Origin of the sequence: Bauldia litoralis (assembly GCF_900104485.1) — a bacterium.
Classification (GTDB): Bacteria; Pseudomonadota; Alphaproteobacteria; order Rhizobiales; family Kaistiaceae; genus Bauldia; species Bauldia litoralis.
Genome location: NZ_FMXQ01000008.1, coordinates 13,322 through 25,223, shown reverse-complemented (window position 1 = coordinate 25,223; position 11,902 = coordinate 13,322). Strand labels below are relative to the sequence as shown.

The following is an 11,902-nucleotide window of genomic DNA, read 5'->3' as shown; positions in this document are numbered from 1 at the left end:
GGACCGCTCGCTCCATGACCGTGATCGCGCTGACCGGCGCCCGGATTTTCGACGGCGAGCGGCTGCGCGACGGCGAGGCGGTGCTGATCGATGGAACGCGCATCGCCGGGATCGTGGCGACCGGCGACGTGCCGGCCGATGCCGAGCAGCGCGCGGTCGACGGCCTGATCGCACCGGGCTTCGTCGACGTCCAGGTCAATGGCGGCGGCGGCGTGCTGTTCAACGACGCGCGGACCGTCGAGGGAATCGCCGCGATCGGCGCCGCCCATCGGCGATACGGGACCACCGGCTTCCTGCCGACGCTGATCACCGACAGCTTCGAGGCGACCACCGAGGCGATGGCCGCGGCAGAAGAGGCACTGGCCAAAGGCGTGCCCGGACTGCTGGGCATTCACCTCGAAGGCCCCTTCCTCAACCCGGAGCGCAAGGGCGCCCACCAGGCAAGCTTCATGCGCCCGGTCGAGGAAGCCGACATCGCGCTGATGACCGGGCTGACGCGCGGCCGGACGCTGGTGACGCTGGCGCCGGAGATGGTGTCGACCCAGACGATCGCCCGGCTCGCCTCGGCCGGGGTGCTGGTCTCGGCCGGCCATACCGCGGCCTCCTACGAGACGATCCGGGCTGCGCGCGCCGCCGGCCTGACCGCCTTCACCCATCTCTACAACGCCATGCCGCCGCTGACCGGCCGTGAACCGGGGCCGGTCGGCGCGGCGCTCGACGATTTCGACGCCTGGTGCGGCCTGATCGTCGACCTCGTGCATGTCTCGGCGCCGAGCCTGCGGGTTGCGATCAACGCCCGGGGCTGGGAGCGGATGATGCTGATCACCGACGCCATGTCGTCGGTCGGTTCGGAGCTCGGGGAGTTTGTCCTGCACGGTCGGACGGTAACGCGCGAACGCGGCCGCCTGACGATGGAGGACGGCACCCTCGCCGGCTCGGACCTCGACATGGCGACGGCGGTGCGCAACACGGTGGAGGCGCTCGGCCTGCCGCTCGAGATCGCGCTGCGCATGGCCTCGCGGACGCCGGCCGAGTTTCTCGGCCTCGATGACGAGATCGGCCAGATCGCGCCGGGCTTCCGGGCGGACCTGGTGTTGCTCGACGCAGGGCTGACGGTACAACAGACATGGATCAACGGTAGCGACGCGTGACGCGTCAGGACAGAAAGGTGGTCAGCCCGTGAGCGACCTTCGCTTTGAAGTATGTGTCGATTCGATCCGCGGCATCGTCGCCGCCCGCGACGGTGGCGCGGCGCGGGTCGAGCTGTGCGCCGGGCTGATCGAGGGCGGCACGACGCCGAGCCTCGGCACGGTGCTGGTCGCCCGCGAGATCCAGAATATCGGCGTCCACATGATGATCCGCCCGCGCGGCGGCGACTTCCTCTACGGGGTCGAGGAACTGGTGGCGATGGAAACCGACATCGCCACGGCCAAGTCGGCCGGCGTCGACGGCTTCGTCTTCGGGGCGCTGGATCCCGACGGCAAGATCGACGCCAAGGTGACCAGGCGGCTGATCGAGCGGGCGCGCCCGGCCTCGGTGACCTTCCACCGCGCCTTCGACATGGTGCCGGACGCCATGGAGGCGCTGAAGACGCTGATCGACCTCGGCGTCGACCGGGTACTGACCTCCGGCCTGGCGCCGACCGCCTTCGAGGGCGCCGAGACGATCGCCGAACTGGTCAAGGCGGCCGGCGACCGCATCATCGTCATGCCTGGCGGCGGCATCACCGAGCGGAATGCCGCCCGGGTGGTGTCGATCACCGGCGCGCGCGAATTCCATTTCGCCGCGCTGAAGCCGGTGCCGAGCGGCATGCGCTACCGCAGCCCGGACATGTATATGGGTGGCGAATTGCGGCCGCCGGAATACGACCGGCTCGACACGCAGCTGCAATCGGTCGCGACGATCATCGGCGCCGCCGGCAAGGGCGGGCGCTGACGCCCGACCGGTCTAGTCCGGCAGGTACTTGAACTTGCTCATCATCGCACGATGGGCCGAAACCACCCGGTCGACCTGGATCGGCGTCAGCACCTCGCGCCACTGGCCGGGCTTGCCGACGCGGAAGAAGGGCTCGGCCGAGGTTTCCGGCTTCTCGACGAAGCCGGCCGCCGCCTCCTTCTCGCGGAGCGTGTCGAAATTCGCCATCGCGATGGCTTTCTCGAGCTGCGCCGGCTCCGGCGTCATCAGCAGGTGGCGGGCGATCGCGCCGAAGCTCTCGGTCGGCTTCTCGACGAGATCCTCGTAGCGCACCGTCAGGATCACCGGGTGCGGCCGGTCCGTCCAACTGCGGACATGCTCCGTCCATGAGCCGGTGACGATATGGACATTCTCGCGGTTGGTGGCGACGCCAAAGCCCGATGTCGCCATGTCGTCGATCACTTGGTCGATCGACACGCCGCGGAAATGGGCGAAGGAAATCGCCACGTCGAGCGGATTGCGCAGGATGTAGACCGCGCCGGCCGAGACCGACATGTTGATCGTTGGCGCGCCGTTGTCGGTGGCGTTGGCATTATGGGTCTTGATGAAGACCGGACGCTGCAGGCGCGTAACGATCTCGGCCTGGACCTTGGGCCGGGCGGCCGCGATCTCGGCGCGGGTCGAGCGGAAGGCCGGCTTGCCGAGAAATGGCCGGTAGAGATCGGCGGCGCTCTCCGAGGCCGAATATTGCTCGATCCGGTTGATGTCGAGCTCGCTGTAATCCGGATCGCGCACGACATTGACCAGCGCGTGGATGAAGGCCCGGGACCAGGTGTTGCCCGAACGCGGATAGGAGGCGAGCCAGATGATGCCGCGAGGCCGGTGCTTGTTGAGGGTGATCATCGGATGTCCGTGTTGGTCTTTCTCGCGGCCCGTCGGTCAGTGGCTCGGCAGATAGCCGAAACGGGCCATCTGTTCACCGTGATCGTCGACGATGCGCTGGATCTGCTCGGGACTGAGGACTTCCCGCCACTGGCCGGCGCGGCCTTCGCGAAAGAAGCGTTCGGTATGTTCGGGGCGCTCATAGAACCCGGACTTTTCCTCGGCCGCGCGCATGCGATCGAAGGAAGCCAGCGCCACCGCCTCGTCGATCTGTTCCGGCGTGACGTCGAGCCGCAGGTGCTCGACCATATCGCCGAAGCGGGCGCGCGGATCGGCAAGCAGGTCCTCATAGCGCGTCACCTGGATGACCGGCGGCGGGTTCGACGTCCAACTCCTGACATTCTCGGTCCACGATCCCCAGACTTCCGACGCCGATTCCTCGGTCTCGACCGGAGAATTCAGGCTCATGGCGAGCGAGTCGATGGCGCTGTCGATCGGCACATTAAGGTGATTGGCGAGCGACACCGCCACGTCGAGCGGATTGCGGACGATATAGAGGGCGCCGGCCGAATGGGCACGATTGATCATCGGATAGCCGAAAATCTCGCCATTGAAGGAATGGGTCTTGGCGAAGACGATGCCATCCGCCTCGTCGGCGATCGCCTGATGGACCTGGAGGCGAGCCTCGGTGATCTCACGGGCATTCGCGGCGGTCACCGGCTTGCCGAGGAAGCGCTCGAAGAGGTCGATGCGGATCGCCGGGCTGCGGCTGGTGCGATGCAGCTCGTCGATGTCATGCGGCTCGAGCGGCTTGCCGGCCGCCATGCGCAGAAGGTGGTGGACGAACACCCGCACCCAGGTGTTGCCTGACTTGGGATAGGACGCGATCCACACGATGCCGCGCGGCGCATTGGGATCGACCGAAATCATGTGATGTGCATCCCGGCGGCTCAGGCGGCCCTGGCGCTGAGGGCAGCGACCAGATCGTCGACGATCGCGGCGATCATGCCCGGATCGTCGCCCTCGGCCATCACCCTGATGACCGGCTCCGTGCCGGACGCACGGACGAGAATCCGTCCGTTGTCGCCGAGCTTGCCGTTGAAGTCCTCGATCATCTTGCGGATGGCGCTGTCTTCCAGCGGTCGCCGGTCGCCGCTGGTCCTGACACTCTTGAGGACCTGGGGCAGCGGCTCGAAGAGGTGGCAGACCTCGCTGACCGGACGCCCGAGATCGCGGACAACGGCGAGAAGCTGCAGCGCCGCGACGAGGCCGTCGCCGGTGGTGGTGTAGTCTGACAGGATGATGTGGCCGGACTGTTCGCCGCCGAGATTGTAGCCCTCCAGACGCATCGCCTCCGCGACGTGGCGGTCGCCGACCGGCGTGCGCACCAGGCCGAGGCCCTTGCCGGCGAGATAGCGTTCGAGCCCGAGATTCGACATCACGGTGGCGACGATGCCGGGCTTCGACAACAGCCCCTGCGCCGCCCAGGAGGTGGCGATCGCCGCCATCATCTGGTCGCCGTCGATGATCTGGCCATGCTCGTCGACAATCACGGCGCGGTCGGCATCGCCGTCGAGGGCGATTCCGATATCGGCCCGCACTTCGCGCACCTTGGCGACCAGCGCTTCCGGCGCGGTCGATCCGACCTCGCGGTTGATGTTGAAGCCGTTCGGCTCGACGCCAAGCGAAATCACCTCGGCGCCGAGTTCCCACAGGGCCTCGGGCGCGACGCTGTAACCGGCGCCGTTGGCGCAATCGATCACCACCCGCAATCCCTCGAGCGAGAGGTTTCGCGGCAGCGTGCGCTTGGCGTACTCGATGTAGCGGTCGCTCACCCCGTCGATGCGGCGGGCGCGACCGAGGGCGTCGGGGCTGGCAAGCCGGCTGCCGAGATCGGCGTCGATCAGCGCCTCGATCTCGGCCTCGGTCGCGTCCGACAGCTTGGCGCCGTCGGGACCGAAGAGCTTGATGCCGTTGTCGTCGTAGGGATTGTGCGAGGCAGAGATCATCACGCCGAGATCGCAGCGCATCGAGCGGGTCAGCATGGCGATGCCCGGCGTCGGAATCGGCCCGGTCAACAGCACGTCCATGCCCATCGACAGGAAGCCGGCGCTGAGCGCGTTCTCGATCATGTAGCTCGACAGGCGCGTGTCCTTGCCGATCACCACCCGGTGCCGGTGATCGCCATTCCGGAACACCAGGCCGGCGGCCATGCCAACCTTCATCGCGATATCCGGCGTGATCGGCGGCCGGTTTGACCGGCCGCGGATTCCGTCGGTGCCGAAATACTTCGCCATGTCTCTCCTCATCGGCCCTTTTCGGGGCGCTGTGGCGGGACTGTCTTAGCGCGATCATCGCCGAATGGCGTTGAAAAATGACGAACCGACGAAACATGCCGCGACCAGACGGTCAAGACGCTGATATTTTTATGGTTTTCGGCCTCGCCGCTGGACAAGGTTGTCGCGCCGGCTTTCTGCGACCGCGGCGCATCGAGCGAAAAACCGGGGAATCGCTGCCCTCCCGGCCGATTGCTCGCCACCCCGCCGCCGCGACCGCGCGGCCAGGGCAAGCCGCGCCGGCCGCCAATCCCGGGATTTGGGCGGCCCCGTTGCTTGACAGGATTCGACCACACTCCTTATATGCGCGGCGTCCGGACGCCAGACGCCGGGGCGGAGTAGCTCAGCTGGTTAGAGCAGCGGAATCATAATCCGCGTGTCGGGGGTTCGAGTCCCTCCTCCGCTACCAATACCGTAACGGTGCCCGCCTCTCCAAGCCTCTACCGGCGCCCCAGAAGCGCAGGAATCCCAGGCTTTTCCGTACCGATGCTCCGATCAGTTCGGAGGCGACTCCTCTCCCCTTTCGCTCTCTCCGCCTCGATATCTCCAAAGCACTGGTGTTTGACCAAACGACACGGAGGCTTGTCACGTTGAAATCGCTTTCGTTCTTCGCCGATCTGATAGTCTGAGTTGCAGCTACTTTCGCTGGGGCGAAAAGGACAAAAACCACGCGAAGTCTGCCGATCTCCGGATCGTCCGCTTTGCGCCAGAAGCGGACGCCTCTCAGATCGTAGCGAGTTGATCCTCTAGACCCATGCCTTGCTTCCAGGGGGACCGCTTCCGAACCAAATAGACTATGGCGGGAGGTCAGACGGCTGGGATTGGTCCCCGAAAATCCGGCGGGCTAGACTTGGGACCGCCCTTTCCGCACGAGTTTCACCATGGCCAGTCTTCAACAGCAAATCGCCGACAAGTTCCTGGCCGCACTCGCCCAGCGCAAGGAGATCGACGCCGACAAGGTCGTGGAGCTGAGGGCACTGCTGAGTCGCCGCAAGAGGCCCAAGGCCGATGAGTTCATCCGCGTGTTCAGCGCCCCGCCCGGCGGCGAGGTTAAATGATCAAACTCGAGCACGCCCACATCGAGGAAGTGCGCGGCATCCGCAAGCTCGACGTGGATTTCGGCCAGGCAACGTTTGCGATCTCGGGGCCGAATGGTTCGGGCAAGAGCGGCATCATCGACGCGATCGAGTTTGGGCTCACCGGCGAGATCGGGCGCCTGGCTGGGCGCGGTACCAAGGGGCTGAGCGTTTCCGAGCACGGGCCCCATGTGGACATGGTGAACTTTCCGGATGCGGCCTTCGTTGAACTCAAGGTCTTCATTCCTTCGCTGAACAAGCTCGCGACGATCACCCGCAAAGTCTCGGCGTCGAGCAAACCGACGATTGTTCCTGATGAGCCGGACGTGCAGGCGCTTCTGGGGGAATTGGCGGAGCACCCCGAGATCACGTTGGCCCGGCGCGATATTCTGCGCTTCATTCTGGTCGAGCCCAGCAAGCGCTCCGAGGAAATCCAGACGATCCTTAAGCTGGAAGAGATCGGGCAGACCCGTTCGGCGCTCAACAGCGCCCAGAACAAGCTTGGCAATGCGCTCAAGGCGGCGAGCAACCAGGTCATCTTCAGCCGCTCGACGCTGCAGCGCCACCTCGGGATTGACAACAACGCTGTCGCCGAACTGCTGCAGTCGGTAAACAAGCGCCGCGCCGTCCTCGAACTGGCGCCGGTCGCCGAGCTTACCGCCGACACCCGCCTGGATGCTGGCATCGCGGATCCGGACAAGGGGTCAGCCTTCAACAAGACCTCGGCGCTGCGCGATCTTGCAGCGCTCGACGAGGCCAGCGTGAGCGTGTCGGCTCTGGTGGCTGGCGATAGCGCGGCGATTCTTTCCGGGATCGAGCGCCTGGAACGCGACCCCGCTCTGCTGGCGACGCTGCAGCGGCGCGTGCTGCTCGATAAAGGTCTCGCGCTGGTCGATGGTCCCGAATGCCCGCTATGCGACCATCCGTGGCCTACCGAGGAGCATCTCCTTGGGCACCTGCGCGCCAAGCTGGCGAAATCCGATGATGCCGGCGCGCTGCAGCAAGCGCTACTCCGCCATGGCGCGGCGATTGGCAGTCACGTCGATGGGCTTTTGGCGCTGCTGCGCCAGACCCATCGCCTTGCAAAGGGCGAGAACGACAACGCTTCGCTCGACGCCATCAATGGCTGGGGCAAGGACCTCGGCACGCTTAAAACGCAACTGGGCACTTTCGACGGCGTAATAGGCCTAAAAGCCCGGTTGGGAGAGGAGTGGTACACCGCTCCAGAGAACGTGGCGAACAACCTCGCTGGACTCCGCCGCACGATCGAGGCGAAGCCCGATCAAAGTGCGGCCGTCGAGGCGCAAACCTTCCTGACTACGGCCCAGTTGCGTCTGGAAGATTACCGCACCAGCATGCGGGCGGAGGCCGCGGCCAAGTTGGCGAGTGCCACCGCCAAGATCGCCTACGAAGAATACTGCAGCGCGATGGAGGACGAACTCAACGCGCTGTACGCAGACATTCAGGCCGACTTCAGCGCCTTCTACCGGATGGTCAACGAAGACGATGAGGCGACTTTCACCGCCGAATTGAAACCGAGCGAGAGCCGCGTCGACCTGAAGGTCAATTTCTATGACCGTGGCCTCTACCCGCCCGCCGCCTATCACAGCGAGGGGCATCAGGACGGCATGGGCGTGTGCCTCTACCTCGCCCTGATGAAGCGGCTGTTCGGCAACGATTTCACTATCGCGCTGCTGGACGATGTGGTGATGTCCGTCGACTCGGATCACCGTCGCCAGTTCTGCAAGCTCCTCAAGACCCAATTCCCGGACACCCAATTTATCATCACCACGCACGACCGGCTGTGGGCACAGCAAATGCGCTCCGACCGGCTCGTCAGCGCGAAGACATCGCTAGCCCTCTATGGCTGGAGCGTCGATACCGGACCGTTGGTCGAGAGCAACACGGACGTGTGGGAAGACATCGACGCGGCGCTCGCCAGGGGAAAGGCCGACGTCGCGGCTGCCGCCCTGCGGCGCCACCTCGAATATGTCGCGTGGGTGTTGGCCGATGATCTTGGCGCGAAAACGGTGTTCCATGCCGACGGGAAATACGAGCTGGGCGAGCTGATTCCGGCGGTACTTGCGCGCAGCAAAGAACTCTACGGCAAGGCGGCTGATGCCGCCCAATCTTGGGGCAACGAAGCCTCGAAGGCGGCGGTTGCCGAGCGCAAAGCGGCCCTCGCCCAAGCGAGCCAGGCCAGCAACGTGGAGCAGTGGACGGTGAACCCGGCCGTGCACTTCAACCCGTGGGCGAAATTCGGGAGGAACGATTTCATCCCGGTCGTTGCCGCCTTCAAGGATCTACTGGGCACCTTACGCTGCCCAGACTGCGGGTCATGGCTGTACGTCACGCCACGGAACTCGCCCGAGGCGCTGCGCTGCCGATGCGCTTCGATTAACTTCAATCTGAAGAGCAAGCCAAAATGAGCGGCTACGGGCGGTCCATGCGTGATGCATCCACGAATCCCTTTCCCAGCCAGGTTTGCAGCATCGACCTCCGACGCGACCGACGCCAAGGCCACAGCGCCATGGACGCGCCAACTCGACAGCAGCGTCGACGTCAGCCTTTCGGCCCCAGTGGGTCACAGTTTGGCCGCAGCAACGCGGTGGCCGGCACGGTCACCGGCTTCGGCGCCCTCACCGACACGACCGAAGGTCCGCTTTGGGTCAAAAGCGGATGGTCGAGATTCCGGTCAAATCGCGCGAAATCGCTCTTAGCACTCGGCAAGTCGATCTCGATCAGGTTGGGCGATTTGCTCAAACATGCTGTCGGCTGCCAGTCGCTCGGTAACAGCATCCCACAACGCCCGCCCATCCGGTTCATCTGAACCGTAGCCCTTCCCTGCCACGATATTCGGCGCCCAGCTTGCAGGGACAGGAATCCACTTCTCTCGCGGTCAGAAGAAAGGCTGCGTCAGAATCCTGCAGCCAATGACCGGATCTGACCGTTCATCGAGAAGCGCCGGATCGTGGCGATAGTGAGCGATGCGTTGGCGTATCTCGGAAAGCGACTTCACTCCGTTCTTTTCATCGAAAGCCTCCCAGGCGATCGACAACGGAACCGCGTGACTGAAGACCCCCACCGGCGATGAAGTTGTCCGGCACATGAAGCTTGAAGAGAAACAGCTCGGCGGGCTGCAGAGCGCGGAACTGAACCCTCCCGCTGAGTTGCCAGTAGTTGACCTCGTCCATCCCTGCCGACGCAGACAGCTGCGTGAACCATGCGCCGTCCGTGATCCCTACGCAAATGCGGATCATCAGGCTGGCGATCCTGATTGCGATTCACCCGGAATGGGGCCGTACCCCTTCACGCTCACGGACTATGAGCACAACTCTACCGCTATTCTGCGACCCTTGTCTGCTGCAGCAGCGCCTGGCGCTGTGCCCCCCATGCAAGCGGGAACCCTTTTCGGATGAGCGGTTGGAGTTGGAGCGTCGGCGGCTGACGGCCATCGAGAATGGCCTCAACAATATCGGGAGCCAGGAGTGTGAGACGGAGGACGCGAGCGAGGAACGAGGCGTTCATTCTTTCCGCTTCCGCGAGTTCCTCGACGGTGGCGTAGCGACCGGCATCGAGCATATCCTTCCACCGGAAGGCACGGGCCAGAGCATTGACCAGCGGGCCATCGACTTGCGGCCTGGGCGGTGCCCATGGCTGCTCGCCATCCGGCGAGACAACCATCTTGCGTCCGCCGATGCGGCGCAGGGTGATCGGGACGTGGAGGGTGATCGCCGTCCCGTCCCGGCTGATCTCGATCTCTGGCATGACGGTCTCCGACATCAGGCCGCCCGCCGTAGCGAGGCCTGCCCCCCGATCTCCCGGACGAGAGCCTCGATGCCCTCGGCTCGGATGCGGATGGAAGCGCGATCGGGAGTGAGGTCGACGCGTTCGACGAGAAGCTGGACGATGCGGGCCTGCTCGGCCGGGAAGAGTTCCTCCCAGAGCGGATCGAGGCAGAACAGTGCATCCCGCACCTCTGCTTCGGTGATGGTGGCATCCTCCGCCCGAGCGGCCACGAACGTTTTCACGATCACCTCTGGCGACCTAAGAATGGCTCGCAGCTGGTCAATGACCAGCGACTCGATCTGTGCGGCCGCCACCCGGCGCACCGAACACGTCTCCGGACCCAGCCGGTTGACGCTGGTGGTGGTGTAGTAGCGATAGAGCTTGCCTCGCTTCCGAGTGTGGACCGGGGTCATTGCCTTGCCGTTCGGGGCGAAGATCAATCCCTTGAGCAAGGCTGGCGTCTGGCGACGGGTATGGCCCGCACGACGACGCGGCGCTTTGTCGAGAACGGTGTGGACCCTGTCCCAGATATCCCGATCGATGATCGCTTCGTGCTCACCGGGATGAGCCGTCCCTTTGTGAACCGCATCGCCGACATAGACCCGGTTGTTGAGGAGCTTGTAGATGACTCTCTTGTCGATCGGCTTGCCGCTTCGTGTCGTGACGCCTTCGCTGTCGAGAGCCCGTGCGAGGAGCGTCGCCGACCCCACGCTGAGGAACCGCTCGAAGACCATTCGGACCGTCGCTGCTTCGTCCTCCTGGACGAGGAGCTTCCGGTTCTCGACCCGGTAGCCGAGTGGGACTCGGCCGCCCATCCACATGCCCTTGCGACGGGAGGCGGCGAACTTGTCCCTGATCCGCTCGCCAATCACCTCCCGCTCGAACTGCGCGAAGGAAAGGAGGATGTTCAAAGTCAGCCGCCCCATCGAGGTGGTGGTATTGAACGACTGGGTGACCGAGACGAAGGTCACACCGTTTTCCTCGAACGCCTCGACCAGTCGGGAGAAGTCCATCAGCGAGCGCGACAGCCGGTCGATCTTGTAGGTGCAGACGATATCGATCAGCCCGGCCTCGACATCGCGGAGGAGTCGCTTCAGGGCTGGCCGGTCAAGGGTACCGCCGGAGACGCCGCCATCATCGTAGCGGTCCGGCACGAGCAGCCAACTTTCCGCCTTCTGGCTGGCGATGTATGCCTCGCAAGCGTCACGCTGCGCATCGAGGGAGTTGAACTCCTGGTCCAGCCCCTCTTCGGTCGACTTGCGCGTGTAGACGGCGCACCGCCGCTTCGGCACGACGGGGTTGGCGGATGTTACCGTTCTGCTCACCCGTCGCCTCCCTGCCCGCGCAGGCCGAAGAACACCCAGCCGTTCCACCGGGTGCCGGTGATGGCGCGCGCCACGGCGGAGAGCGATTTGTACGGGCGGCCATCGTACTCGAACCCATCGACGAGAACCGTGACGCAGTGCTCGGTGCCCTGCCATTCGCGCAGGAGACGTGTCCCGGCGACCGGGCGATCGGTCCTGCTGGTGGTGCCGCGCCGCTTGCCTCGACCTCCTCCCTGCCCCAGCCCATCGCCGAGGATTGCCAGCCGGCGCACCGTCTCCGGCTTCAGGCCTCCGTAGGCCAGTTCCTGGACGCGATAGCTCAGGCGGCTTTCGAGGTATTTGCGATTGAACGCTGGTGGCTCCGCCTGGAACAGTTGGCGCCACATGGTCTTGAGGTCGGCGATGTCCATCTTCGGGATCTCCGCGAGGCGGGCGAGTACGCCATCGGTCATCGGTCTCTCTCCACCGTTTCGACACGGTTGGCATGACCGCTCTGCCCGGGCGTGAAGTCCACCGAACTTTCTCCGCCGCGGTCGGATAGACTTCTTGACTGTCGCGTCCTCAGTCTCATGACGCCGGC

Annotated in this window: 12 protein-coding genes and 1 tRNA gene; 6 read left to right on the top strand and 7 right to left on the bottom strand. The window is 64.9% G+C overall.

Going from position 1 to position 11,902, the window contains the following annotated elements:
* Window positions 1-14 precede the first annotated feature (14 nt).
* Complete coding sequence (gene nagA / locus BLT60_RS17955; RefSeq protein ID WP_090878533.1) at window positions 15-1,151, top strand: N-acetylglucosamine-6-phosphate deacetylase; 1,137 nt, start codon at window positions 15-17, stop codon at window positions 1,149-1,151.
* 28 nt (window positions 1,152-1,179) lie between these two features.
* On the top strand, window positions 1,180-1,935 hold the full coding sequence (locus BLT60_RS17950) for a copper homeostasis protein CutC (protein WP_090878531.1): 756 nt from the start codon (window positions 1,180-1,182) through the stop codon (window positions 1,933-1,935).
* A gap of 12 nt (window positions 1,936-1,947) precedes the next feature.
* On the opposite strand, the gene BLT60_RS17945 is transcribed toward BLT60_RS17950, so the two are convergent.
* Genes BLT60_RS17945 through glmM form a run of 3 tightly spaced genes read right to left on the bottom strand, consistent with a single transcriptional unit; the run spans window position 1,948 to window position 5,093 of the window.
* Window positions 1,948-2,817 (bottom strand): sulfotransferase domain-containing protein, encoded by an 870-nt coding sequence (locus BLT60_RS17945; protein WP_090878529.1) that lies wholly within the window; start codon window positions 2,815-2,817, stop codon window positions 1,948-1,950.
* Window positions 2,818-2,853: 36 nt separating this feature from the next.
* A complete protein-coding gene (locus tag BLT60_RS17940) occupies window positions 2,854-3,726 on the bottom strand; it encodes a sulfotransferase domain-containing protein (protein ID WP_090878527.1) in 873 nt (290 codons plus the stop codon).
* 20 nt (window positions 3,727-3,746) lie between these two features.
* Window positions 3,747-5,093: a phosphoglucosamine mutase gene (gene glmM / locus BLT60_RS17935; RefSeq protein ID WP_090878525.1), complete on the bottom strand. Its 1,347-nt coding sequence runs from the start codon at window positions 5,091-5,093 to the stop codon at window positions 3,747-3,749.
* 371 nt (window positions 5,094-5,464) lie between these two features.
* On the opposite strand from glmM, the gene BLT60_RS17930 reads away from it, so the two are divergent.
* The 4 genes from BLT60_RS17930 to BLT60_RS24125 all read left to right on the top strand — a co-directional run bounded on the left by BLT60_RS17930 (window position 5,465) and on the right by BLT60_RS24125 (window position 9,038).
* A tRNA-Met gene (locus BLT60_RS17930) sits at window positions 5,465-5,541 on the top strand.
* A gap of 472 nt (window positions 5,542-6,013) precedes the next feature.
* On the top strand, window positions 6,014-6,190 hold the full coding sequence (locus BLT60_RS24425) for a hypothetical protein (protein ID WP_175478516.1): 177 nt from the start codon (window positions 6,014-6,016) through the stop codon (window positions 6,188-6,190).
* On the top strand, window positions 6,187-8,637 hold the full coding sequence (locus tag BLT60_RS17925; protein WP_090878523.1) for an ATP-binding protein: 2,451 nt from the start codon (window positions 6,187-6,189) through the stop codon (window positions 8,635-8,637). The genes BLT60_RS24425 and BLT60_RS17925 overlap by 4 nt, the downstream gene beginning before the upstream one ends.
* Window positions 8,634-9,038, top strand: coding sequence for a hypothetical protein (locus BLT60_RS24125; RefSeq protein WP_139167884.1), 405 nt, complete (start codon window positions 8,634-8,636; stop codon window positions 9,036-9,038). Before BLT60_RS17925 ends, BLT60_RS24125 begins: the two co-directional genes overlap by 4 nt.
* A 199-nt stretch (window positions 9,039-9,237) precedes the next feature.
* Here BLT60_RS24125 and BLT60_RS17915 read toward each other — a convergent pair whose 3' ends face one another.
* From BLT60_RS17915 to BLT60_RS17900, 4 genes are all read right to left on the bottom strand, one after another.
* Window positions 9,238-9,468, bottom strand: a complete 231-nt coding sequence (locus tag BLT60_RS17915; protein WP_090878519.1) for a hypothetical protein — start codon at window positions 9,466-9,468, stop codon at window positions 9,238-9,240.
* An 82-nt stretch (window positions 9,469-9,550) separates the two neighbouring features.
* Window positions 9,551-9,976, bottom strand: a complete 426-nt coding sequence (locus BLT60_RS17910; protein WP_090878927.1) for a hypothetical protein — start codon at window positions 9,974-9,976, stop codon at window positions 9,551-9,553.
* Between the two features lie 14 nt (window positions 9,977-9,990).
* Window positions 9,991-11,322: a recombinase family protein gene (locus BLT60_RS17905; protein WP_090878517.1), complete on the bottom strand. Its 1,332-nt coding sequence runs from the start codon at window positions 11,320-11,322 to the stop codon at window positions 9,991-9,993.
* Window positions 11,319-11,774 carry a DUF2924 domain-containing protein gene (locus BLT60_RS17900; protein ID WP_090878515.1) on the bottom strand — a complete coding sequence of 152 codons (456 nt, stop codon included), beginning with the start codon at window positions 11,772-11,774 and terminating at the stop codon, window positions 11,319-11,321. The genes BLT60_RS17905 and BLT60_RS17900 overlap by 4 nt, the downstream gene beginning before the upstream one ends.
* Window positions 11,775-11,902 lie beyond the last annotated feature (128 nt).